General features: G+C 70.7%; 23 protein-coding genes. 8 read left to right on the top strand and 15 right to left on the bottom strand.

The genetic code is table 11. The annotated features are described in order from the left end of the window. Positions 1–7 precede the first annotated feature (7 nt). The 7 genes from secD to TX83_RS13225 form a co-directional block, all read right to left on the bottom strand. Complete coding sequence (secD, locus tag TX83_RS13255; RefSeq protein ID WP_064748424.1) at positions 8–1,864, bottom strand: protein translocase subunit SecD; 1,857 nt, start codon at positions 1,862–1,864, stop codon at positions 8–10. A 61-nt stretch (positions 1,865–1,925) separates the two neighbouring features. Next, positions 1,926–2,282, bottom strand: coding sequence for a preprotein translocase subunit YajC (yajC, locus tag TX83_RS13250; protein WP_064748423.1), 357 nt, complete (start codon positions 2,280–2,282; stop codon positions 1,926–1,928). Between the two features lie 182 nt (positions 2,283–2,464). After that, positions 2,465–3,571, bottom strand: a complete 1,107-nt coding sequence (gene tgt / locus TX83_RS13245) for a tRNA guanosine(34) transglycosylase Tgt (protein ID WP_064748422.1) — start codon at positions 3,569–3,571, stop codon at positions 2,465–2,467. A 146-nt stretch (positions 3,572–3,717) separates the two neighbouring features. Continuing rightward, positions 3,718–4,773, bottom strand: coding sequence for a tRNA preQ1(34) S-adenosylmethionine ribosyltransferase-isomerase QueA (gene queA / locus TX83_RS13240; protein WP_064748421.1), 1,056 nt, complete (start codon positions 4,771–4,773; stop codon positions 3,718–3,720). Positions 4,774–5,193: 420 nt separating this feature from the next. After that, positions 5,194–5,796, bottom strand: a complete 603-nt coding sequence (locus TX83_RS13235; protein WP_064748420.1) for a response regulator transcription factor — start codon at positions 5,794–5,796, stop codon at positions 5,194–5,196. Beyond that, the gene (locus TX83_RS13230) at positions 5,793–6,980 is read right to left on the bottom strand and encodes a sensor histidine kinase (protein WP_064748419.1); all 1,188 of its coding nucleotides are present in this window, start codon (positions 6,978–6,980) and stop codon (positions 5,793–5,795) included. Before TX83_RS13230 ends, TX83_RS13235 begins: the two co-directional genes overlap by 4 nt. Positions 6,981–7,129: 149 nt before the next feature. Then, positions 7,130–8,938 (bottom strand): CIA30 family protein, encoded by a 1,809-nt coding sequence (locus tag TX83_RS13225; protein WP_064748418.1) that lies wholly within the window; start codon positions 8,936–8,938, stop codon positions 7,130–7,132. Between the two features lie 393 nt (positions 8,939–9,331). Here TX83_RS13225 and TX83_RS13220 point away from each other — a divergent pair, with 393 nt between their 5' ends. From TX83_RS13220 to upp, 4 genes are all read left to right on the top strand, one after another. Continuing rightward, positions 9,332–10,831 carry an aminotransferase class III-fold pyridoxal phosphate-dependent enzyme gene (locus TX83_RS13220; protein WP_064748417.1) on the top strand — a complete coding sequence of 500 codons (1,500 nt, stop codon included), beginning with the start codon at positions 9,332–9,334 and terminating at the stop codon, positions 10,829–10,831. A 104-nt stretch (positions 10,832–10,935) separates the two neighbouring features. Next, positions 10,936–11,178 (top strand): hypothetical protein, encoded by a 243-nt coding sequence (locus TX83_RS13215; RefSeq protein ID WP_075575157.1) that lies wholly within the window; start codon positions 10,936–10,938, stop codon positions 11,176–11,178. Positions 11,179–11,227: 49 nt separating this feature from the next. Beyond that, complete coding sequence (locus TX83_RS13210) at positions 11,228–11,539, top strand: hypothetical protein (RefSeq protein WP_064748415.1); 312 nt, start codon at positions 11,228–11,230, stop codon at positions 11,537–11,539. Between the two features lie 235 nt (positions 11,540–11,774). After that, positions 11,775–12,410 (top strand): uracil phosphoribosyltransferase, encoded by a 636-nt coding sequence (gene upp, locus TX83_RS13205; protein ID WP_064748414.1) that lies wholly within the window; start codon positions 11,775–11,777, stop codon positions 12,408–12,410. Positions 12,411–12,458: 48 nt separating this feature from the next. Here upp and TX83_RS13200 read toward each other — a convergent pair whose 3' ends face one another. The 8 genes from TX83_RS13200 to rsmD all read right to left on the bottom strand — a co-directional run bounded on the left by TX83_RS13200 (position 12,459) and on the right by rsmD (position 18,999). Further along, the gene (locus TX83_RS13200; protein WP_064748413.1) at positions 12,459–13,217 is read right to left on the bottom strand and encodes a TMEM43 family protein; all 759 of its coding nucleotides are present in this window, start codon (positions 13,215–13,217) and stop codon (positions 12,459–12,461) included. Continuing rightward, the gene (locus TX83_RS13195; protein ID WP_064748412.1) at positions 13,214–14,104 is read right to left on the bottom strand and encodes an MBL fold metallo-hydrolase; all 891 of its coding nucleotides are present in this window, start codon (positions 14,102–14,104) and stop codon (positions 13,214–13,216) included. Before TX83_RS13195 ends, TX83_RS13200 begins: the two co-directional genes overlap by 4 nt. A 177-nt stretch (positions 14,105–14,281) precedes the next feature. Next, positions 14,282–14,881, bottom strand: coding sequence for a hypothetical protein (locus tag TX83_RS13190; RefSeq protein WP_141233500.1), 600 nt, complete (start codon positions 14,879–14,881; stop codon positions 14,282–14,284). Between the two features lie 92 nt (positions 14,882–14,973). Further along, the gene (gene ggt / locus TX83_RS13185; protein WP_064748446.1) at positions 14,974–16,728 is read right to left on the bottom strand and encodes a gamma-glutamyltransferase; all 1,755 of its coding nucleotides are present in this window, start codon (positions 16,726–16,728) and stop codon (positions 14,974–14,976) included. Positions 16,729–16,745: 17 nt separating this feature from the next. After that, positions 16,746–16,994, bottom strand: coding sequence for a YfhL family 4Fe-4S dicluster ferredoxin (locus tag TX83_RS13180; protein ID WP_064748410.1), 249 nt, complete (start codon positions 16,992–16,994; stop codon positions 16,746–16,748). A 214-nt stretch (positions 16,995–17,208) separates the two neighbouring features. Next, entirely contained in the window at positions 17,209–17,703 is a 495-nt protein-coding gene (locus TX83_RS13175) for a hypothetical protein (RefSeq protein WP_064748409.1), read from the bottom strand. 44 nt (positions 17,704–17,747) lie between these two features. Then, entirely contained in the window at positions 17,748–18,251 is a 504-nt protein-coding gene (coaD, locus tag TX83_RS13170; RefSeq protein WP_064748408.1) for a pantetheine-phosphate adenylyltransferase, read from the bottom strand. Between the two features lie 88 nt (positions 18,252–18,339). Beyond that, positions 18,340–18,999 carry a 16S rRNA (guanine(966)-N(2))-methyltransferase RsmD gene (gene rsmD, locus TX83_RS13165; RefSeq protein WP_075575151.1) on the bottom strand — a complete coding sequence of 220 codons (660 nt, stop codon included), beginning with the start codon at positions 18,997–18,999 and terminating at the stop codon, positions 18,340–18,342. Between the two features lie 65 nt (positions 19,000–19,064). Between rsmD and ftsY the strand changes: the two genes are divergently transcribed. The 4 genes from ftsY to TX83_RS13145 all read left to right on the top strand — a co-directional run bounded on the left by ftsY (position 19,065) and on the right by TX83_RS13145 (position 23,101). Beyond that, positions 19,065–20,390, top strand: coding sequence for a signal recognition particle-docking protein FtsY (gene ftsY, locus TX83_RS13160; protein ID WP_064748407.1), 1,326 nt, complete (start codon positions 19,065–19,067; stop codon positions 20,388–20,390). Between the two features lie 69 nt (positions 20,391–20,459). Beyond that, entirely contained in the window at positions 20,460–21,737 is a 1,278-nt protein-coding gene (locus TX83_RS13155; protein ID WP_141233499.1) for a hypothetical protein, read from the top strand. Further along, the gene (gene mutY, locus TX83_RS13150; protein WP_064748405.1) at positions 21,734–22,798 is read left to right on the top strand and encodes an A/G-specific adenine glycosylase; all 1,065 of its coding nucleotides are present in this window, start codon (positions 21,734–21,736) and stop codon (positions 22,796–22,798) included. The genes TX83_RS13155 and mutY overlap by 4 nt, the downstream gene beginning before the upstream one ends. 33 nt (positions 22,799–22,831) lie before the next feature. Continuing rightward, positions 22,832–23,101 (top strand): oxidative damage protection protein, encoded by a 270-nt coding sequence (locus TX83_RS13145; protein WP_064748403.1) that lies wholly within the window; start codon positions 22,832–22,834, stop codon positions 23,099–23,101. The last annotated feature ends 101 nt before the right edge of the window (positions 23,102–23,202 follow it).

The raw sequence follows: 23,202 nt of genomic DNA, 5'->3' as shown, positions 1-23,202 counted from the left end.
TCTCCCGTCAGATCGCGATGGACTTGAGCTTGCGGCGGTTGCCGTAGATCAACGTGGCGATGCCGCGCGAGACGGTCACGGCGGTGAAGACCGAAGTCAGGATGCCGATGATCATGGTCATCGCGAAGCCCTGCAGCGGGCCGGTGCCGAACGCCAGCAGCGCCAGGCCGGCCAGCAGCGCGGTCATGTTGGAGTCGAAGATCGTGCCGGAGGCCTTGTCGTAGCCGCTGGCGATCGCCGCCTGCGGCGGCACCCCGGCGCGCAGCTCCTCGCGTATGCGTTCGTTGATCAGCACGTTGGCGTCGACCGACATGCCCACCGACAAGGCCAGGCCGGCGAAGCCCGGCAGGCTCATGGTCGCGCCGATCATCGACATCAGCGCCACCACCATCAGCAGGTTCAGCAGCAGGGCCAGGCAGGTGATCAGGCCGAACATACGGTAGTAGATCAGGAAGAAGGTCAGCGCGAACACGAACGAGTACAGCACCGCGGTGGTGCCGCGCTTGACGTTGTCGGCGCCCAGGCTGGGGCCGACCACGCGCTCTTCGACGAAGGTCATCGGCGCGGCCAGGGCGCCGGACTTGAGCTGCTTGGCCAGGCTGTTGGCTTCGTCGCGGCTCAGGCCGGTGGTCTGGAAGTCCTTGCCGAACACGCCCTGGATGCGCGAGGAGCTGATCACGCGCTCTTCGGTGCGGGTGGTGCGCACTTCCTTGCCGTCCACGATCTCGGTGACCGGGATCTGCTCGACGTAGACGATGCCCAGGCGCTTGCCGACGTTTTCCAGGGTGTGGTTGAGCATGCGCTGACCGCCGATGGCGTTCAGGGTGATGCTCACGCTGGGCTGGCCCTGCTGGTCGTTGCCGGGGATGGCGTTGACCAACTGGTCGCCGGACACCAGCAGGCGCTTGGACAGCAGCAGCGGCTGCTTGGCCTCGTTGTAGTACACGCGCGCTTCCGGCGGCACGTTGCGGTCGCGCACGGCGGCCGCGGCGGCGGCTTCGTCGCCGACCACGGCGCGGAATTCCAGGGTCGCGGTGGCGCCGATCTGGCGCTTGGCTTCGGCGGTGTCCTGCAGGCCCGGCAGCTGGATCACCACCCGGTCGGTGCCCTGGCGCTGGATCACCGGCTCGGCCACGCCGAAGGCGTTGATGCGGTTGCGCAGGGTGGTCAGGTTCTGCTCGATCGCGTCGAGCGAGATGCGCTGCAGTTCCGACTGCGGAATGTTCAGGGTCAGGGTGCGGCCTTCCAGGTCCTGGGTCAGGGTCGGGAAAGCGGTGCGCAGCTGCTTCTGCGCCTTGTCGGCGTCGGCGTTGCCGGCCAGGGTGGCGACGATGGCCTCGTTGCCGCGGCGCACCACCGAGGTGTAAGGCACGGCGCTGTCGCGCAGGGTCGCACGGACGTCTTCGACGTAGGCCTCCAGACGCTTGTTCAGCGCCGCGGCCTGGTCGACCTGCATCACGAAGTGCACGCCGCCCTGCAAGTCCAGGCCGCGCGGCATCGGCTTGGCGCCCAGCGCTTCCAGCCAGCCCGGCACGGTCGGCGCCAGGCTCAGCGCGACCACGTAGTCGCTGCCCAGCTGCGGACGCAGCAGGTCGGCGGCGCGGGTCTGCTGCTCGGTGTCGCTCAGGCGCACCATCAGGTTGCCCTGGTCCTCGACCTGCACCGACTTGGTCGGGATCTTGGCCTGGGCCAGCAGGTCGGCGGCGCGCTTGGCCAGCGCGGCGTCGATCTGGGTGCTGCCCGACCGCGCGGCGGAGATCTGTACGGACGGATCCTGCGGATAAGCGTTCGGCAGCGCGTACAGCACGCTGACGACCAGGACGACCAGGATGGCGAAGTATTTCCAGCGCGCGAAGGTCAGCATCGAAAACCCCTGCGGCGGCCTCCCCGGCCGCCGCGATTGAAGATGGCGTGGCGGCGTCGGATCAGGCCGACTTCAAGGTGCCCTTGGGCAGCACGTTGGCGATCGCGCCCTTCTGCACGCGGATGCGCACGTTGGCGGCGATTTCCACGGTGATGAAGTTCTCGCCGATGTCGGTCACGGTGCCGGCGATGCCGCCGTTGGTCAGCACTTCGTCGCCCTTGGACAGCTTGTCCAGCATCGCCCGGTGTTCCTTGGCGCGCTTCATCTGCGGGCGGAAGATCAGGAAGTACATGACGGCGATCAGCACCAGCGGCAGGACGAGGCCGCCGAGGCCGCCGCCGAACAGGCCGCCCTGCGGCGCGCCGGCCGGCGCGGCCTGGGCGTAGGCGGGGGCGATCAGGAGGTCGAGCAGGTTCATCTTGAAGTCCTGGAACGAAAATAGTCGGGGATTATGCCACGGCCGGACCGGGGCCGACGGCGGCCCCGGAATGGGGCCCGTGGCACGTTTTTGACCACGCATTCGCCGGCGTTCGGAGCCGTCGCCGGCCCCGGACGGGCCCGCGCGACCGCCCCTGCCGCCGGCGGGCCGCCCGCGGCCGGTCAGCTGCGGGCGGCGTAGAAGGACTCGCGGAAGGCGGCAAAGGTTCCCTGCTCGATGGCCTGGCGCATTTGTGCCATCAGGCGCTGGTAGTAGCGCAGGTTGTGCAGGGTGCCGAGCATCGGCCCGAGCATCTCGTTGCAGCGGTCCAGGTGGCGCAGGTAGGCGCGGCTGAAGCCGTTGGCGCAGGCGTAGCAGTCGCAGCCCTCTTCGATCGGACGCAGGTCGCGCTCGTACTTGGCGTTGCGCACCCGCACCGTACCGGTGGAGGTGAAGTAATGGCCGTTGCGGGCATTGCGGGTCGGCATCACGCAATCGAACATGTCCACGCCGCGCGCGACCGATTCGACCAGGTCCTCGGGCCGGCCCACGCCCATCAGGTAGCGCGGCCGGTCGGCCGGCAACTGCGGGCAGGTGTGCTCGAGCATCTCGTTGCGCTCGGCCTCCGGCTCGCCCACGGCCAGGCCGCCGATCGCATAGCCGTCGAAGCCCAGCGCCTGCAGGCCCTGCGCCGAGCGCGTGCGCAGGCCGTGGTGGACGCCGCCCTGGACGATGCCGAACAAGGCCGCGTCGTTGCCCTCGTGGGCGCGCTTGGAGCGCTCGGCCCAACGCAGGCTCAGTTCCATCGACTTGCGCGCGACCTCCTCGGTGGCCGGGTACGGGGTGCATTCGTCGAAGATCATCACGATGTCCGAATCCAGCACGCGCTGGATATGCATGCTTTCTTCCGGGCCGAGGAAGACCTTGCTGCCGTCGACCGGCGAGGCGAAGGTCACGCCCTGCTCGGTGATCTTGCGCCGGTGGGCGAGCGAGAACACCTGGAAGCCGCCGGAGTCGGTCAGGATCGGCCCGTTCCAGCGCGCGAAACCGTGCAGGCCGCCGTGGTCGCCGATCACCTCCAGGCCCGGGCGCAGGTACAGATGGAAGGTGTTGCCGAGGATGATCTGCGCGCCGAGCTCGCGCACCTGCTCGGGCATGATGCCCTTGACCGAGCCGTAGGTGCCGACCGGCATGAACGCCGGGGTTTCGACGACGCCGCGCGGGAAGGTCAGGCGGCCGCGGCGCGCAGCGCCGTCCTGGCCGAGCAGTTGGAAGGACATGCGGCTCATGCGCGGGCTCCTTGATGGAAGGTTGCGGCGCATGGGGCGACGCGCTGGGGGAATCGGGTCATCGGAAAGGGGGCTGTCGCAGGTCGTTGCCGATCAAGCGCAACGGCCATGCTGCGGCCTGTCGGCTTCGGGTTGTGGCGGCGGGGCTACGTCGCGGCGGTCGGCCACAGCAGCATGGCGTCGCCGTAGGAGAAGAAGCGGTAGCGCTCGGCGATCGCATGCGCATACGCGGCGAACATGCGCTCCTTGCCGGCGAAGGCCGAGACCAGCATCAGCAGCGTGCTCTCGGGCAGGTGGAAATTGGTGATCAGGCCGTCGACCGAGCGGATCCGGTAGCCCGGCAGGATGAACAAGCGGGTCTCGCCGGCGAAGGGCTGCAACTCGCCCTCGCCGCTCTGCCCGCCCTCGTGCCGGGTCGCGCTTTCCAGCGCGCGCACCACGGTCGTGCCGACCGCGATCACCCGGCCGCCGGCGGCGCGGGTGCGGCGGATCTGCTCGATCAGGCCGGCACCGACGTTGAGCCATTCGCTGTGCATCACGTGCTGGTCGAGGTGCTCGGCGCGCACCGGCTGGAAGGTGCCGGCGCCGACGTGCAGGGTGACGTGGCCGAACTCGATGCCGCGCCCGCGCAACCGTTCCAGCAAAGCTTCGTCGAAATGCAGGCCGGCGGTCGGCGCGGCGACGGCGCCGACTTCGCGCGCGAACACGGTCTGGTAGCGCTCGTCGTCGTCGTGGCCGGGCTCGCGCTGGATGTACGGCGGCAGCGGCAGGCGGCCGGCGTGCAGCAGCCAGTGCTCCAGCGATTCGGGCACGTGGAAGCGCAGACGGTAGAACTCGCCGTCGCGGCCGAGCACCTCGGCCTCGCCGCCGGCGTCCAGGGCGATGCGCGCGCCGGGCTTGGGCGATTTGCTGACGCCCAACTGGGCGCGCGCTTCGGAGCCGCCGAGCAGGCGTTCGATCAGGATCTCGACCCGGCCGCCGGTGCTCTTCTGCCCGAACAGGCGCGCCGGGATCACCCGAGTGTCGTTGAACACCAGCAGGTCGCCGGGCTGCAGCAGCTCGGTCAGGTCGCGAAAGCTGCGGTCCTGCAGCGGCGCCGGCGCCGGCGGCACGACCAGCAGCCGGCTGGCCGAGCGTTCGGGCAACGGGGCCTGGGCGATCAGCTCGGGCGGGAGTTCGTAGTGGAAGTCGGACTTTTTCAAAGGGAACCGAAGAGATTGAGCGCGCGGCGCCGCCGCAGCCGAAGCCCGGCCGACCGGTCGGTGCCGGGCGGAAGGCGGCCGGGGGCGGAACCGGGCGGAGAACGGGGCATTATCCCGGGTAAGGGCGGGATCGCCAAAAAAACGGATGCAGGCGAGCGCGGAGACCGGCGTCGGCAAAAGGCCAATCCCCCTTCCCTCCCTTTTCACAGGGGGGCAACAGGGGGACGACGCAGGGGCGGGTGCGGCCCCCGGGGAACGGCCGCGAGCCGTTGCCCCCTTCGACCGAGGCGCGCGGCGCCCGATGCCGGTGGGCTGCTGGGCGTCGCCCGGAGCGCGGAGGATTTGCTGGGGGCCGGTTGCCCGGCTCTTGCCAAGCTTCGCCCCGCCTCGCGCGCCCCCGGCCCGGCCGCAGCGCCGCGGCTACAACCAACCGTTCTGCCGTGCGCGCCGGTAGGCCTCGATGCGGTTGTTGCTGTCGAGCTTGCCGATCGCTTCGGACAGGTAGTTGCGCACCGTGCCCTGGCTCAGGTGCAGCCGCTCGCCGATTTCGGCGGTGGACAAGCCCTCGCCGGCTAACCGCAGCACCTGGCGCTCGCGCTCGGTCAACGGGTCCTCGTCGCTCCAGGCGGCGACCGCGAGCTGGGGGTCGATGGCGCGGCCGCCGCGGTGGACCTGGCGCAAGGCATCGGCGAGTTGGCCGGCGGGCGCGTCCTTCAACAGGTAGCCGCGCACGCCGGCGTCCATCGCCCGGCGCAGGTAGCCGGCGCGGCCGAAGGTGGTGACGATCACCACCCGCGTCGGCAACCCGGAATCGCGCACCTTCAAAGCCAGATCGATGCCGGTCATGCCGGGCATCTCAATGTCGGTGACCAGCAGGTCCGGCTGCACCCGCCGCACCGCTTCCCACGCCGTGGCGCCGTCGCCGGCTTCGGCCACGACTTCGATATCCGGCTCCAGGTTCAACAACGCGGCCAATGCGCCGCGCACCAGGGCCTGATCTTCGGCCAGCAACAATCGGATCATGCGATACCTCGTTCGAGCAAAGCCGGCCCCTTGTCCTGCGACGACGCCGGCGTCGTCGGCGGCAAGCGCCGCGCCGCGCTCAGCGCCTCGCGCGGCACCAGCAGGCTGAGCCGGGTGCCGCCGCCGTTGGGACTGTCGATTTCGACCGCTCCGCCGATCGCGCGCAGGCGCTCGCGCATGCCGGTCAGGCCGTGGCCTTCGGCGGCCACGCCGCCGCGGCCGTCGTCGGCGATGCGCAGCACGATGCCGCCGCGCGGGTCCTCGGTCAGTTCGACTTCGACCCGCCGCGCGCGCGCATGGCGCAGCACGTTGGTGACCGATTCGCGCAGGGCCAGGGCCAGGGTGGTTTCGATATTGCCGGGAATTTCCAGCGGCGCCAGGCGATGATCGAGGCTGATCTCGCCGCCGAGCAGGGCCAGCCGCGCCGCCGCGAGTTCGGCCTGCAGGCCGTTGGCGCGGATGCCGGCGACCGCTTCGCGGACCTGGGTCAGGGCCTCGCGCGCGACCCGCTCGACCTCGCCGATCTGATCCTGCGCGGCGCGGGTGTCGTGTTCGATCAGGCGCGCGGCCAATTGCGATTTCAGCACCACCACCGACAAGGTGTGGCCGAGCAGGTCGTGCAGGTCGCGGCCGATGCGCTCGCGCTCGGCCAGGCTGGCCAGGCGCCGCACTTCTTCCTGGGTCAGGCGCAACTCGGCGTTGCGCAGCTCGCGCGAGCGCGCGGCGAGCACGCCGGCGTAGACGATCGAACCGACCAATACATGGATCAGGAACCCCGACAGCGGCATCGCCACTGCCGGCAGGGTCCAGATCATCTCCACGCCGAGCGCGGCGAACAGCAGCACCGTCAGGCTGACCCCGCGCCACAGCGGCAGGAAACTGGCGAGCATGCCGGCGGCGAAGATCAGGTAGGTGCCGCCGCCGACGCCGAACGGCAACACCGTGTAGCCGATCGCCGCCACGCCCAGCACCAGCCACAAACGCGCCTTGACCCCGGCGCGGTAGAACGCCCAGTACAGCGGCAGGAACACCGCCACCGAGCCGACCGCGACCGCCACCACCCACCACGGCAGCACCGGCCAGAAGAACAGCGGCACGAAGACGAAGCTCAGATAGAGCAAGGACGCCAGGTGCCAGCCCAGCAGGTGTTCCTGTGTGTCCAGCGGCGGTCCGGGCAAGCGCATGGTCGTGTCCTACGGTGAAGTCTGCGTCCGGCCGCGCGGCGGCAGGACAGGCATGGGCTCGGCGCGATGGCGGCGGGATGCTACAAGCGTCGGGGCACGGCCGTGACCGACGCTGCGGGATCGCATCCGCCACCGCATGCCGGCGGACTTTAACGGAGTTCGACCGTGTCGATCTCGAATTCGAATGCGCCCGGCGCCCCGCCCGCAGCGAAGGCGATGCCACGCAGCAGGCTCAGATCGACATTGGCCATGCCGGCCAGGGGCACGCTGACCTGCTGCCATTGCCCGGCCTGGGTCGGCACCAGCTGCAAGCCCGGCGTGCCGGGCAGTTCCTTGCCGGAGAACACCAGCACCGACACTGGGCGGCCGTCGCCGCGCAGGCGCAGGCTCAGCTCGCGCACCGAACGGGCGTCGGCGGCGGCCATCGGCGTCGGGCCGGGCATCAGCATCAGCCCGGCCCAGGGCTGCGGCAGGCCGGCGACGAGGTCGCCCTTAGCCGCCAGCGCCGTACCGCCGCCCTGCCCCGCCTGCAGCTGCGACTTGGACTTGCCGCCCATGTAGGCGTCGAAGGACGCGACCCAGCGCGGGCCCGGTTGGCCGGCGTTCCAGGTCGCCACCGCGCCGGGCTGCAGGGTCGGCATCGAAACGGCGCGGTCGACCGGATAACCGTTCTTCCACACCGTGCGGATCGCGCGGGTCGCGGCGATGTCGGCGGTCGGGTCGCCGTCCACCAAAACCAGGTCGGCGCGCAGGCCCGGGGCGATGCGGCCGCGGTCGCTCAGGCCGAAGCTGCGCGCCGGCGCCGAGGTCGCGGCGCGCAATGCTTCGACCGGGCTCATCCCGGCGGCGACCAGCAGCTCCAGCTCGCCGTGCTGGCTGGCGCCGTGGCTGGTGCCGGGGTTGCCGGCGTCGGTGCCGGCGAGCACGGCGACGCCGGCGCGATGCAGCAGGCGCACGTTCTCGGTCGCGTTCTTGGCCTTGTCCGGTTCCACCCGCCAACCGAAGCCGCGCCCCAGCTCGTCCTTCTGCGCCGAACTCAGGAACGGCGCCAGGCGCGGGTCGGCGATCAGCTGTTTGCCGTTGCCGGCGCCGTAGGCCGAGTGCTCGACGGTCAGGGTCGGCACCACGAACGCGCCGCGGCGCTTGATCGCTTCGATCAGTTGCGGGTCGTCGAGGCGATCGGCATTGATATGCACCAGGCCGTCGGCGCCGGCGTCGATCGCCAGCTTCGCCTCCTCGGCGCGCGAGACGTGGACGACGGCCAGTTTCTTGCGGGCGTGCGCGGCCTGGATCGCCGCGCGCAGCGAGACCTCGGACAAGGTGTTCAGGCGCGGCTTGCCCTGCGCGTCGCGCAGTTCTTCCAGCACCAGCTTGATGTAGTCCGAGCCCTCGTCGATGCGCGCATCGACGAAAGCCCGGGCCTGGGCCGGGTCGTCCAGGGTCGGGATCGGCACGCCGTACTGGGTGCCGTGGCCGCCCTTGGCGGTGACCAGGGTGCCGGCCGACCACAGGTCGGCGCGGTCGGTGCGCGCGCGGCCGCTGCGTTCGGTCTTCGCCGCCGTCAGTTGGCCGCTGGCGTTGAACATGTCCAGCTCGGTGGTCACGCCGAAACGCAGGGCGTCGCTGCGCGCCATGCCGAAGCTGTGGGTATGGGCGTCGATCAGCCCGGGCAGCAGGGTCGCGCCCTGGCCGTCGATCACCGCGGTCCCGGCCGGCACCCGCACTTTGGCGCCGACCTCGGCGATCAGGCCGTCGCGCACCAGCACCGTCGCCGACGGCAGCAACGTGTCGCCGTCGAACACGCGCGCGCCGGCGATCGCGAAGCTCGCCGGCGCGGCACCGGTCGGCGCCGCGGCGGTCTCGGCCGCCGACAGCGGCGCGGCGGCGAACAGCGCGGCGCACAGCACCGGGGTCTTGAGTCGGCGCAGAGCGGGATTCGTCCGGGCGAGCGTGGCCATGGCGGCGGTCCGATGGGTGCGTGGAAGATGCGCCTACTCTCGGCGCGGGCCCCCGCAGCCGGCAGTGGGCGAAAGCATCGATCGCCGGTGACAAGCGTCAACCGGTCGCCGTTGGGCCCGCCTGAATACCTTCGCCCCGATGGGGGTTATCGCCGCCGCGCGGACATGCTAGACTCGATAAATCATTGAAATGAAACGAAAAATCGTCAAATAGGGCGGCCTTCACGCAAAATTTTTGCGCGATTTTTCTTCGTTTCGATCCGCAATAGGGTGTGCGAGATGGCGCTTGGCAGCCGGGGGCTGCTGCAACTGCGAAGGTCCGCGCCACGGCGCCGGACCGGTCTCCCACGTAGTCAAGCCTCGGCGGGACGCCGATGATCTTTGGAGATTGAAATGACCAACCTGCTCGACCAACTCGCGCCGCTGCGCGCCCACGCCGGCAAACGCCGCACCGTCGGCCTGGACGACGACACCCTCGTCCGTTTCGCCGTCACCCATCCCGAACTGGGCGAAGCCGTGGCCGCCGCCGCCGCCGAATACGCCCTGATCCGCGACTTGCACGCCGACCTGCTGGACCTCGACGAGGACGCGCAGATCCACGCGGTCCAGGCCGGCTACGTCAACTTTTACCCGGACGACGGCGTCAACCCGTATGTCGCCCTGACCGCGCGCGGCCCCTGGATCGTGACCCTCAAGGGCGCGGTGCTGCACGACTCCGGCGGCTACGGCATGCTCGGCTTCGGCCACACCCCCTCGGCGGTGATCGCGGCGATGGCCAAGCCGCAGGTGATGGCCAACATCATGACCCCGTCGCTGTCGCAGCTGCGCTTCGAGCGCGCCCTGCGCGGGGCCATCGGCACTGCCCGCGGCGGCTGCCCGTACGAGCGCTTCTTCTGCCTGAACTCCGGTTCCGAGTCGGTCTCGCTGGCCTCGCGCATCGCCGACGTCAACAGCAAGCTGATGACCGATCCGGGCGCCGCCCACGCCGGGCGCGCGATCAAGCGCGTGGTGGTCAAGGGCAGCTTCCACGGCCGCACCGAGCGCCCGGCGCTGTACTCGGATTCCTCGCGCAAGACCTATATCCAGCACCTGGCCAGCTTCCGCGGCGAAGACTCGGTGATCGCGATCGAGCCCTACGACGTCGACGCGCTCAAGCAGGTGTTCGCCGACGCCGACGCCAACGGCTGGTTCATCGAGGCGATGTTCCTGGAGCCGGTGATGGGCGAAGGCGACCCGGGCCGCGGCGTGCCGCCGGCGTTCTATGCCGCCGCGCGCGAACTGACCCGCAACCACGGTTCGCTGCTGCTGGTCGACTCGATCCAGGCCGGCCTGCGCGCCCACGGCGTGCTGTCGATCGTCGACTACCCGGGCTTCGAAGGCCTGGACGCGCCGGACATGGAGACCTACTCCAAGGCGCTCAACGCCGGCCAGTACCCGCTGTCGGTGCTCGCCGTCGGCGAACGCGCCGCCTCGCTGTACCGCAAGGGCCTGTACGGCAACACCATGACCAGCAACCCGCGCGCGCTCGACGTCGCCGTCGCCGTGCTCGAGCAGGTCACCCCGCAGCTGCGCGCCAACATCCGCGCCCGCGGCGCCGAGGCGATCGAGAAGCTGGAAAAGCTCAAGAGCGAGCTCGGCGGCCTGATCACCAAGGTCCAGGGCACCGGCCTGCTGTTCTCCTGCGAGCTGTCGCCGCAGTTCAAGTGCTACGGCGCCGGCTCGATCGAAGAGTGGCTGCGCGAGCGCGGCATCGGCGTGATCCACGGCGGCGTCAACTCGCTGCGCTTCACCCCGAACTTCACCATCGGCAGCGACGAACTGGAGCTGCTGGTGTCGATGGTCGGCCGCGCCCTGCGCGAGGGTCCGCGCCTGCAGCAGCAGGCGGCGGCCTGACGGCCGGGAACCGGCGCAGAAAAGGCGGAAGCCAGCGAAGGCTGTATTTCGCTGGTTTCCGGCCTTCGGCGCCCATCTGCTCATCTGCCCGCTAAGGAATGGAAATGATCCGTTTGTCCAACAAGGAAACCGGCGCCGACATCGGCGAGATCAGCGAGGAAGAGCTGCAGATCCTGGTCGCGGCGCTGGAAGAGGAAAACCGGCGCGACCAGGACTACTGGATCGATCATGCCGTGGTCGACATGATCGAGATCGACCACCTCAACGCCGGCTCGCTGATTACCGTGCTGCGCGCGGCGATCGGCGACAGCGACGGGATCGAGATCCGCTACGTCCGCACGGCGTGAGGCCGGACGCGCTTCGGCTGCGGCGACGCCGCGGTCCGGCCCGCTCTCCATGACGCTCGATCTGGTCCAGGCCCGGCACGAGCGCGAGGCGCTCACCTCGCGCAAATCGTTCGCCATCGAGCTGCTGTTCCACAGGCAGCTGATGGCCCGGGCGTTGCCGCACGAAGCCTATCCGCTGCTGCTCCGGCTGCGCGACTACGGGGCCGACGCGGCATGGTCGTCCGCCGAACTGCCGGTTCTGCAGGCGGAACTGACGCGGCTGCAGGCCCGGTTCACCGATCCCGCCGACATCCGCCGGCTATCGTTGTTCGTCGCCCAGGCCCTCGCCGACGGCGACAACCTCTACGCCATCGCGGACTGAACCCGCCGCGCCCCACGAACCGACGCCGGAGGCCGGCTTCGGCAACGGCGCGGAACCGCTCTTCGCCCGCACCAGCGAAAGCGAACGCCAGGCCGCTGCGGCGCCTCGCGACGCCGCTCTTTTCCATCGCAGCGAGCGCGCACGCTTGCGGCGGCCCGCGCCGCGCTTGCGCCCCGCCCCGCAACCATCAATCCTGTGCGGCGACAATCGCCGCCCGCCACCGTTTGAGGCCGCCATGAAAATCGTCGAAGTCCGCCATCCCCTGGTCCAGCACAAACTCGGCCTGATGCGCCGCGCCGACAACAGCACCAAGTCGTTCCGCGAGCTCGCCTCGGAAGTCGCGACCCTGCTCACTTACGAAGCCACCGCCGATCTGGAAACCGAAGAGGCGGTCGTCGAAGGCTGGGCCGGCCCCGTCGCCACGCGCCGAATCAAGGGCGCCAAGGTCACCCTGGTGCCGATCCTGCGCGCCGGCCTGGGCATGCTGCCGGGCGTGCTGGAACTGATCCCGGCGGCCAAGGTCGGCGTGGTCGGCCTGCAGCGCGACGAAGAGACGCTGCAACCGGTCGGCTATTACGAGAAGCTCACCGGCCGCATGGAAGAACGCACCGCGCTGATCCTCGATCCGATGCTCGCCACCGGCGGCAGCCTGATCGCCACCGTCGACCTGCTCAAGGCCGCCGGCTGCAAGCGCATCAAGGGCCTGTTCCTGGTCGCCGCGCCGGAAGGCTTGAAGGCGCTGGAAGCGCGCCACCCGGACGTGGAGGTCTACACCGCCTCGGTCGACGAGCGCCTCAACGAAGTCGGCTACATCCTGCCCGGCCTGGGCGACGCCGGCGACAAGATATTCGGCACCAAGCACTACGCCTGAACCGGCCGCGCCGCGGGCAAGCGCTCGCGGCGCGCGATGGCCGCCGGCCTACCGCGCTTTGCGCCGGCGCCGTTGCCGCAGGCGATACAACAGCAATAGCGCGAAGCCGACCGCGACCGCGAACCAGCCCGGCGACCATCCGCCCGGCGCCGCGTTCGCGTTCGCCGCCGGCGCCGTGCGTGCCGGCGCGGCCGCCAAAGCGGCGGCGGCGGCTTCCGGCAACAGCCGCCAGCGGCCGTCGCGCAGCTCCAGCTTGCCTTCCAGCGCCGGCAGACGCAGTTCGCGCCAACTCACCCGCAAATCGCCGATCTGCGGGTCCAGCGGATTCTCCGCACTGCCCAGGCCGTCGCCCTCGGGCTGGAAGGTCGCCGCCAGATTGGCCGGCAAACGGCTGAAATTGGGCCGGAACACCCGCCACTCGCCGATCGTGCGCAGCACGTCGACCTGGATCGGCCTGCCGTCCAGGGTCGCGTCCTGCGCCCACCAACGCTTGTTTTCCAGCGGCATGCGCGCCGGATTGACGTGGCCCGGAGCGAATCCGGCCGAATCGATCGGCGCGGCGTTCCAGACTCGTTCGTAGCCCTTGCCGGTGAATCGCCACTGATACATCTCGACCCGGCGATCCAGGCCGAACTGACGCGTCTCGACGCCGAAATCGCGATCGACCACGCGCTTGCCGGCGACCGGCTCGCCCAAGGGCTCGGCGTCTTCGGCCGGTTGCGCCCGGGCCTGCGCGGCGAAGGCGAGGCCGGCCAGCGCGAACAGCGCGATGGCCCATCCTCGGCTGCGCGCGCGCGCCAGCGTCATGCCGCCAGCGCCCTCGCCTGCAATTCGGCGACTTCGTGCGCGGTGCCGAACTTGCCCTTGTCGTCGCGCACCACCTGGGCCAGGGCGCACCCCGGATCGTGGGTGAAGAACAGATGCACGTTGCGCGCCAGCTTGTCGCTCAGAAAGGCCTTCTTCTCGTCGATCAACAGCTCGGCGTTGCGGTCGTAGCCCATCGTGATCGGCACGTGCACCCAGGGCCGGCCGGGGATCAGGTCGGCGCAGAACACCACGCCGCCGTGCGGCTGGCCGTCGACGAGTTCCGGGCCGACGATCTCGGCCAGCATCAGCCCCGGTGTGTGGCCGTCGCTGTAGTGGAAACGCACGCGGTCGCCGAGCAGCTTGGAATGCGCGCCCTCGACCAACTCCAATCGGCCGGTGGCTTCCAGCAGGCCCGGCAATTCCGGAATGAAGCTGGCGCGGTCGCGCGGATGCGGTTGCAGCGCGCGCCGGTAATGCTCGCGGCCGACCAGGTAATGCGCGTTCGGGAACAGCAGCCGCGGCGCCTGGCCTTCGGCCCACGGCGCCAGCAGGCCGCCGGCGTGGTCGAAGTGCAGATGCGACAGCACCACCACGTCGATGTCTTCCGGCGCGAAACCGGCCGCGGCCAACGAATCGATCAGCACGTGGCGCTCTTCGACCACGCCGTATCGCTCGCGCAGCTTGGGCTCGAAAAAGGCGCCGATGCCGGCCTCGAACAACACCGTCTTGCCGGCCAGCGGCGTCGCCAGCAGCGCCCGGCACGCCAGTTCGATGCGGTTGGCCTCGTCGGGCGGCGACCACTTCGCCCACATCGCGCGCGGCGCGTTGCCGAACATCGCACCGCCGTCGAGCTTCTGCGAATTGCCCAGGATCGACCAGAGTTTCATGGCTGCACCGCCCGTTCGGGCGTCGGCTGAGAAAGCTAGATTCTAGGCTTCAATGCGTGAATCGGGAATGGAGCCGGTGCAGCGGAGATTGGGGATTGGGGATTGGGGATTCGCAAAAGCGGAATGCCGCAGCTTTGCCAATCCCCAATCCCCAATCCCCAATCCCCAATCCCGGCTTTACTGCGGCGTCGTAGTCGTCGCGAAATGGAAGATGAACTCGCCGTCGCGGCCGTTGTCGCCGGCCAGCACGCGCACCGGCGGCAGGTTCTGGCCGGCGCGCAAGGTCGCGCTGCCGCTGGCGTGGGCCTTGAGGATCAGGCCGGCGGAGCGGCCGCTGATCTTGACCGGCATTTCCTGGCCCGGCACCAGCACCACCTGGCCCATCGACGGATCGCTGGTGCGCGGGCTGACGATGCGGGCGTCGTCGGCGTCGCTGTAGTCGCGTGCCGGCAGTTCGAATAGATCCTCGCCGCCGGCGCTGACGTCGAAGGTCCAGGCGGTGCTGCCGTTGGTGCCGTCGTTGACGACTTCGATCCGTTGCAGGGTCAGCAGCACGGTGTAGCGCGAAGGCGCCTGCGGCTTGGCGGGCGCGGGCGTCGCCGTTACCGCCGGCTGGGCCGCGGGCGTCGGCGCAGCGGCCAGCTTTTCCTTGAAGCCGCCGATCTCGCGGACGTTGTTGATCAAGGTGGTGAGAGCGACGAGGAATGCGACCAGGGCGATCGAGATCGCCGGCACCCGGGTATACCAACGCTTGTCCTCGTCCCTGTCCCCGCTCACCTTGCGCTCCTGACTATGTGATGGCCGTCGCCGTTGCGCGGCAATCTACCGCGCCGCCCGGCCGCCGCGCCATCGCGGCGGCGGCAAGCCGCTCAGCGATCGCTCAGCAGCACATCGGCCTGGCCGACCGGATTGCGCGGATCGGTGCCGCCGGACAGGGTGTTGTCGCGCCGGTCCCACATCACCGTCTGCAGATTGCCCCAGTGGGACTCGCCGGCGTTGACCTTGTGCCCCATCGCCTGCAGCTTGGCCACGGTGGCGGCGTCGAGCGCGCCGGCCTCGGCCGAGATCGCGTCGGGGAACCACTGGTGGTGGATGCGCGGTTGCGCCGCGACCTGCTGCGGCGCCAGCCCGGCGTCGTAGGCCAGCACCGCCAGCAGCACCTGGGTGATGATCCGGCTGCCGCCCGGGGCGCCGACCGCGATCACCTTCTCCGCCGACTCCAGGAAGCTCGGAGTCATCGAGCTGAGCATGCGCTTGCCCGGTTCCGGCGCGTTGGCGGCGAAGCCCATCACGCCGAAGGCGTTGGGCGTACCCGGGCGCAGGGCGAAATCGTCCATCTCGTTGTTGAGCAGCACGCCGGTGCCCGGCGCGACCATGCCCGAGCCGTACAGCAGGTTCACGGTCTGGGTCGCCGAGACCCGGTTGCCCTCGCCGTCGATGATCGAGAAGTGAGTGGTTTCCTCGTCTTCCAGCGGCGCCGGCTGGCCCGACAACAGGTCGCTGGGAGTGGCCTTTTCGGGATGGATGGTGGCGCGCAGGCCGGCGGCGTAATCGGCGCTGGTCAGCCGCGCCAGCGGCACCTTCACGAAATCCGGATCGCCCAGGTAGATGGTGCGGTCGCGATACGCGCGGCGCATGGCCTCGACGATGAGGTGGGTGCGATGGGCCGGATCGAGCTTGGCCAGATCCCAGCCCTGCAGCATCTGCAGGATTTCGGCCATCGCCACTCCGCCGGAGGACGGCGGCGGTGCGGTGACGATGTCCCAGCCGCGGTACTTCAGCCGCAGCGGTTCGCGTTCGACCACCTTGTAGCCGGACAGCTCGTCGGCGCGCCATTGGCCGCCCTCTTCCTTCACCGCCTTGAGCAGCTTGGCGCCGACTTCGCCGCGGTAGAAGCCGTCGAAGCCCTTGGCCGCCAGCAGTTCCAGCGTATGCGCCAGGTCCGGCTGCTTGAGGACCTCGCCTTCCTTCGGCGGCGTGCCGTCGGCGAGGAACACTGCGCGGGTGCCGCGGTAGCGCTCCATCACCTCGCGCCGGCCGGCATAGCCCTTCTCCAGCCGCGCATACACCGGGAAGCCTTCGCGGGCGATGCGGATCGCCGGCGCCAGCGAAGTCTTCAGCGGCAACTTGCCGTACTTCTGCGCCAGGTGGACCAGCGCCGCCGGCAAGCCGGGAATGCCGGCCGACCACGGGCCGTTGGTGGCGCGGTCGCGATTGAGCTCGCCTTTGGCGTCCAGGTACGCGGCCGGCGTCGCCGCGGCCGGCGCGGTCTCGCGCGCGTCGACGAAGATGTCGCGGCCGCTCTTGGCTTCGTGCAGCAGGAAGAAACCGCCGCCGCCGATGCCGGAGCTGATCGGTTCGACCACCGACAACGCCGCCGACACGGCGATCGCCGCGTCGAAGGCGTTGCCGCCGGCGCGCACGATCTCCAGCCCGGCCTGGGTCGACAGCGAATGCGCGCTGGCGATCGCGGTGCCGGGCGGATGGGCGAAGCGGCGCGCGCTGTCGGCCGGCGCGGCGGCCGATGCGGGCGCCGGCGCGGCGTCCTGCGCGAAGGCGGGCGCGGCGAGCAGCAGCAGCGAGGCCAGCAACCAGGGGAACGTCGAACCGGCTCGCGGCCGCATCGCCTTGCGCATCGGGTTTACTCCTGTTGTAGACGCCGCAGTTTCTCTAGCAACTGCAGCTCGGATTCGGGGTGTTCCGGGTCCTTGTCGATGCACTCGACCGGACAGACGACCACGCATTGCGGCTCGTCGTAGTGGCCGACGCACTCGGTGCAGCGCGCCGGATCGATCACATAGATGGTCTCGCCCTGGGCGATGGCCTGGTTCGGGCAGGCCGGCTCGCAGACGTCGCAGTTGACGCAGAGTTCGTTGATCTTGAGCGACATGGCGGGAAAGTCCGGCGGAGGGCGCGATTGCCTGTGCCGGTCGGGAGCCCAGTGTAGGCCCCGGCGCGGGCCCGGCATAGCCGGCGGCCGGGACGCTGTAGATCGGCGCCGGCCCGCGCCGGCCTCGGCGCATTGGCCGCGATGCGGTGCGCAAACGATTCGGGCCGCGAACGCGGCCCGAACCGATGCTGCGGCAGCGCGCGGACGCTGCGGCTTACTTCACTTCGGCGAAGACGTAGTTGACGCCGGCCGGGGTCACGGCGGCCTTGACGCGCTCGTTGTCGACGGCGTCGCCGATGAAGATGAACTTCACGCCCTTCATCGTCGCCGGGTCGACCTTGGCGAACGAGGCCACGGCCAGGTCGGCGGTCTTGGCCGAGCTCGGCGAGCCGAACGCGACCAGGTTGCCCTCGAGGATGCCGCGCGACATGTCGACCTGGGCCTTTTCCAGCATCAGGTCGTAGTCGCGCTGGAAGGTCGGCGAATCCGGCGCCGGCAGGACGTAGACGTAGGTGCTGCCGCTGATGCCGTCCAGGTTGCGCTTGACCACGTCGGTCAGATACGCGTTCCAGGCGTTCTCGTCGTTGGTCTTCGGCGCCGGCAGCGGCGCGGCCTCGGCGGCGACCTCCTTCTTCTCCTCTTTCTGGCACGCGGCCACGAACGGCAGCGCCAGGCAGGCGATCAGCAGCAGGCGGGAGGAAGTCTTCATCGTATGCCCCTTAGGTATTGGCTTTGGTGTGACGTGTTGGGAGGTCAATGGTGCTTGCGTTGCCACTCGGCCCGCAGCGCCGCGTCCACCGCCGGCGGCACGAAGCCGGAAACGTCGCCGCCGAGGCGGGCGATTTCGCGCACCAGCGAGGAGGAAATGAAGCCGTACTGCTCGGCCGGGGTCAGGAACAGGGTCTCGACCTCGGGGATCAGGTGACGGTTCATGCTCGCCAGCTGGAATTCGTATTCGAAGTCGGACACCGCGCGCAGGCCGCGCAGCAGCACCCCGCCGCCGACCTCGGCGACGAAATGGGCCAGCAGCGAATTGAAGCCGCGCACCTCGACGTGCGAGTGGTGCGACACCGCCTGGCGGGCCAGTTCGACGCGCACGTCCAGCGGCAGCGCCGGGCCCTTGCCCGGGCTCTCGGCCACGCCGATGACCAAGCGTTCGAACAGCGGCGCGGCGCGGTCGACCAGGTCGACGTGGCCGTTGGTGATCGGATCGAAGGTGCCGGGATAGACGGCGACGCGGTTGCGGGCGGAGCTCATTCGTTGGTCGTTCGCTGCAGGAATGAGGGAAAGCGGGAAGCCGCCCCGCCGGTTGCGGCGCAGTGTAGCAGCCGGCCGCGCGACGGGGTCAGGCCGGGCGGCGGCGGTACAAGGCGTAGCGCACCTCGCGGGTGCCGCCTTCGCGATGCAGGTCCCAGTCGGCCGGCAGGCGGATCGGCGCGTCCGGCGGCGCCTCGGCGTACAGCCAGGCCGACGGCGCCAGGACCGGCAACAATGCCGGCCAGACCCGATCCCACAAGCCGGCCGCGAACGGCGGATCGACGAAGGCCAGATCGAAGCCCGGCGCGCCCGCAGACGCGACCGGCTGCGACGCCAGCCAGGCCAAGGCGTCGGCCTGGACCACGTGGGCCGCCTCGCCTCCCGGCAGGCGCTCGCTCAGCGCGCGCAGTTGCGCGGCCAGGGCCGGGTCGCGCTCGACCAGCACCGCCGCGGCGGCGCCGCGCGACAGCGCTTCCAGGCCGAGCGCGCCGCTGCCGGCGAACAGGTCGAGCACGCGCGCGCCCGGCAGCATCGGCATCAGCCAGTTGAACAGCGTCTCGCGGACCCGGTCCGAGGTCGGGCGCAGGCCGGGCGAATCGGCCACCGCCAGGCGGGTGCCGCGCCAGCGTCCGCCGATGATCCGGACTTTGCCGGTTGTGGCCTTGGCGCCGACGGGACGACCGGGCGGGGCCGCGCCGGCGACGGCGGACGGAGGCGGAACGCGCGGGCCGCGGCGGGAATTCTTCATCGGGAGGGTTTGCGGGCCGGTGCTAGCATGTGGCAATTCTCGCGCATGCCCCCACTTTCCGTCTCATGGTCAGTTTTTTCCGCCGCAAGAAGCCCGACACCGCCGCGTCCGAGCGCCGCTACAGCACCGAGGAACTGGCCGCCGCGTTCCCGGGCGCCCAGCCGCGCGCGACCGAACCGGTCGCGGCCGAACCCGCGCCGGCGGCGGTAACGCCGGCCGCCGAAGCGCCGCCGGCCGGCCCGGCCCCGGCCGAGCAAGCCGCCATCCAGGCGACCCCGCTAGCAACGCCGGCGATCGGTTCGCCCACCGCACCGGCGGCTCGCGCCGCCGAACCGCCCATCCCGGCCGAAGTCGTCGCCGCGGCCCTGGAGGTCGAGCCGCCGCTCCGCGACGACGAGGTGCCGCTGCCGGCCGCACCGGCGCCGAGCGCGCCCGCCGCGCTGGACTACGTCGACAAGCCCGCCGCCGCACCCGGCAAGCCCGGCTGGCGCGAACGCCTGCGCGGCAGCGTGTTCGCGCGCAGCTTCGGCGGTCTGTTCTCGCGCAATCCGCGCCTGGACGACGACCTGCTCGACGAGATCGAGACCGCGCTGATCACCGCCGACGTCGGCGTAACCGCCACCACCCAGTTGGTCGAAGGTCTGCGCAAGCGGATGAAGTCGCGCGAGTTCGCCGACGCCAACGCCCTGCTCGCGGCGCTGCGCACAGAACTCATCGCGCTGCTGCAGCCGGTCGCCAAGCCGCTGCAGATCGACTCCCAGGCCAAGCCCTTCGTGCTGCTGACCGTCGGCGTCAACGGCGTCGGCAAGACCACCACCATCGGCAAGCTGGCCAAGCGCTTCCGCGACGAAAACCGGTCGCTGATGCTGGCCGCCGGCGACACCTTCCGCGCCGCCGCGGTCGCCCAACTGCAAGCCTGGGGCGAACGCAACGGCGTGCCGGTGGTGGCCCAGGGCCAGAACGCCGACGCCGCTTCGGTCGCCTTCGACGCCTTGCAGGCGGCCAAGGCGCGCGGCACCCAGGTGCTGATCGCCGACACCGCCGGACGCCTGCACACCCAGCAAGGGCTGATGGCCGAGCTGGGCAAAATCCGCCGCGTGCTCGGCAAGGTCGACCCGACCGCGCCGCACGAAGTGCTGATGGTGATCGACGGCACCACCGGCCAGAACGCGCTGTCGCAGCTGCGCCAGTTCCACGCCGCGGTCGGCGTCACCGGCCTGGTGGTGACCAAGCTGGACGGCACCGCCAAGGGCGGCGTGGTGTTCGCCCTGGCGCGCGAATTCGGCATTCCGATCCGCTTCGCCGGCATCGGCGAGCGCCCGGAAGATCTGCGCGTGTTCGACGCCGAAGCCTTCGTCGACGCCCTGCTGCCCGAAACGCTCGGCGGCTGAGGCGCGGCCGCGCCCATGTCCGCGCCGCCGGAGACCGCCGTCCCCGAACGACGACGCTGGCGCAGGCGCGTGCTCGTCGCCGCCGGCGCGGTGCTGGTCATGGTGCTGGCGCTGAGCTGGGTGTCGCAGCCCAGCCAGGTCAGCGCGATCCTGCTCGATCGCGTCGGCCAATCGCTCGGCCTGGAGCTCAGCGCCTCCGGCGCCAGCGAATACCGGTTGCGCGGCACGCCGATGCTGGAGGTGCGCGGCCTGGTCGCGCGCCAACCCGGCGCGGCGACGCCGCTGCTGCGCGCCGAGCGCGTCTACCTGTCGCTGCCCTGGAGCACGATCCGCGCCGCCGGCGCGGTGCTCGACGTCGAACGGGTCGAACTCGATGCGCCGCAATTCGACCTGGCCGCGCTGCAACGCTGGCTGGAGTCGCGGCCGCCCTCGCCCGGCCCACTGCGGCTGCCGAGCCTGAGCCGCGGCGCGCGGGTCGAGCGCGGCCGGGTGATCGGCGCCGGCTGGTCGGTGGAACGCATCGCGATCGATCTGCCGGTCTTGCACCCCGCACGACCGCTGCGCGGCCGGCTCGACGGCGAAGTCGTCGCCGCGCCGCTGCGGATTCCGTTCTCGCTTGCGGCGACCCTGCAGCGTCCGGCCGCCGGGCGCGGGCTCGGTCTGGCCGGCCGGGTCGACGTGGTCGCGCACGACTGGCGCCTGCCGATGCGCACCGTCGCCGGCGGTCGCCTGCACGCCGGCGACGACGGCCTCGGCCTGGACCGGCTGCGCCTGGGCGCGCAGGCGCGCTATCGCGCCGGCGCCACCGATCTGCCGTTCGTGTTCGGCCTGGCCGGCCCGCTGCGTTACCGCGACGGCCGCCTGAGTCTGGCGCCGCTGGGCGCCGCGCTGCGCGGCCGCGACGCGGTGCCCCACCTCGACGGCACCGGCCGCTTCGCCTATGCGCAGCAGTTGGAACTGCAGTTGCAAGGCCGCCTGGCCGAATGGCCGCAGGCCTGGCCGACGCTGCCGCCGCCGCTGGGGCAGTCGCGCTCGCCGCTGCCGTTCGCGCTCGATTACGCCGGCCCGGCCGATTTCTCCGCGACCGCCGCGCTGCGCCTGCAACGCGACGCGACCGTGTTCGACGGCCGCTTCCGCTTGCCCGAAGTGCTGGAGTGGGTCGATGCCGGCGCGCAAGGCTCGCTGCTGCCGCCGCTGCAAGGGCGACTGCACACGCCGCGGGTCGAAGTCTCCGGCGCGGTGCTCGAAGGCGTGCGGATCGAGATCGAGGACGATCCGCCGCCCACCGACTCAGCCCCCGCCCCAACCCGCGAACCGACCGCCAACGCCGCCCCGCCGAACCGATGACCGCACCGCCCGACCCAGCCACCGCCGACGCCTTCGCCGCCCGCCTGCTGGCGTGGTTCGACGTCAGCGGCCGCCACGACCTGCCCTGGCAGCACCCGCGCACGCCGTACCGCGTGTGGCTGTCGGAAATCATGCTGCAACAGACCCAGGTCAAGACCGCGGCGCCGTATTTCGAACGCTTCGTCTCCGCGCTGCCGAGCCTGCCCGACCTGGCCGCAGCCGAACTCGACACCGTGCTCGGCCTGTGGTCAGGCCTGGGCTACTACGCCCGCGCGCGCAATCTGCACGCGGCGGCCAAGCTCTGCGTCGAACGCCACGGCGGCGAACTGCCGCGCGATATCGACGCGCTGACCGCCCTGCCCGGCATCGGCCGCAGCACCGCCGCGGCGATCCTGGCCCAGGCCTGGGACGATCGCCACGCGATCCTCGACGGCAACGTCAAACGCGTGCTCAGCCGCTACCACGGCATCGACGGTTATCCGGGCCTGCCGGCGATCGAGCGGCAGTTGTGGACGCTGGCCGAATCGCACCTGCCGCAGACGCGCATGGTCGACTACACCCAGGCGCAGATGGATCTCGGCGCGACCTTGTGCACGCGCGCCGACCCATCTTGCATCCTGTGCCCGCTGCAGCACGACTGCGTCGCCCGCATCGAAGGCCGGGTCGCCGAACTGCCGACGCCCAAGCCCGGCAAGGCGGTACCGCAACGCCAAGCGCAGGTGTTGTGGTTGCTCGACGCGGACGGCCGGGTGCTGCTGCAGCGGCGTCCGCCGAGCGGCATCTGGGCCGGACTGTGGACGCTGCCGCAAAGTGAGGAAACCGCCGGCGCGCAGCAGTGGTTCGAGGCCCATGTACGCGGCGATTTCGCCGCCGGCGAGGCCTTGCCGGCGGTCGCGCACGCTTTCAGCCACTACAAACTCGACCTGTGGCCGCGGCGCTGGCGCGGCATCGCCCTGCGCGGCCGGGTCGGCGACAATGACGATCTGCGCTGGTTCGCGCGCGCCGAATTGGCCGCACTCGGCATTCCCGCGCCGATCCGCAAACTGATCGAAGCGGCCTGAGCGCCGCACCGCTTTCTCCCGGGACCCAACGACATGAGCCGCACCGTTTTCTGCGAATACGAACGCCGCGACACCGAAGGCCTGGACTTCGTGCCCTGGCCCGGCGAACTGGGCAAGCGCGTGTTCGCCCATATCGGCAAGGCCGGCTGGGCCGCCTGGCTGGCCCACCAGACCATGCTGATCAACGAGAACCGGCTGTCGCCGCTGGACCCCAAGCATCGCGCCTTCCTCGAGGGCGAGATGGAAAAGTTCCTGTTCGGCGGCGGCGCGGAGAAGCCCGCAGGGTTCGTGCCTGAAGGCTAGGAATAGCCGAGTGCAGCGAGCGGCCAGCCAAAGCGGCATCGCGGGCGTTGCTCGCTCCGCACCTCTCCACGCTCGGCTCAGGAGCGGGCGAAGAGGAGCCC

The sequence above is a fragment of the Lysobacter antibioticus HS124 genome, assembly GCF_000336385.2.
GTDB classification, from domain to species: domain Bacteria; phylum Pseudomonadota; class Gammaproteobacteria; order Xanthomonadales; family Xanthomonadaceae; genus Lysobacter; species Lysobacter firmicutimachus.
The sequence above is the reverse complement of the archived record's forward strand: the minus strand, read 5'-3'. Positions and strand labels throughout refer to the sequence as shown.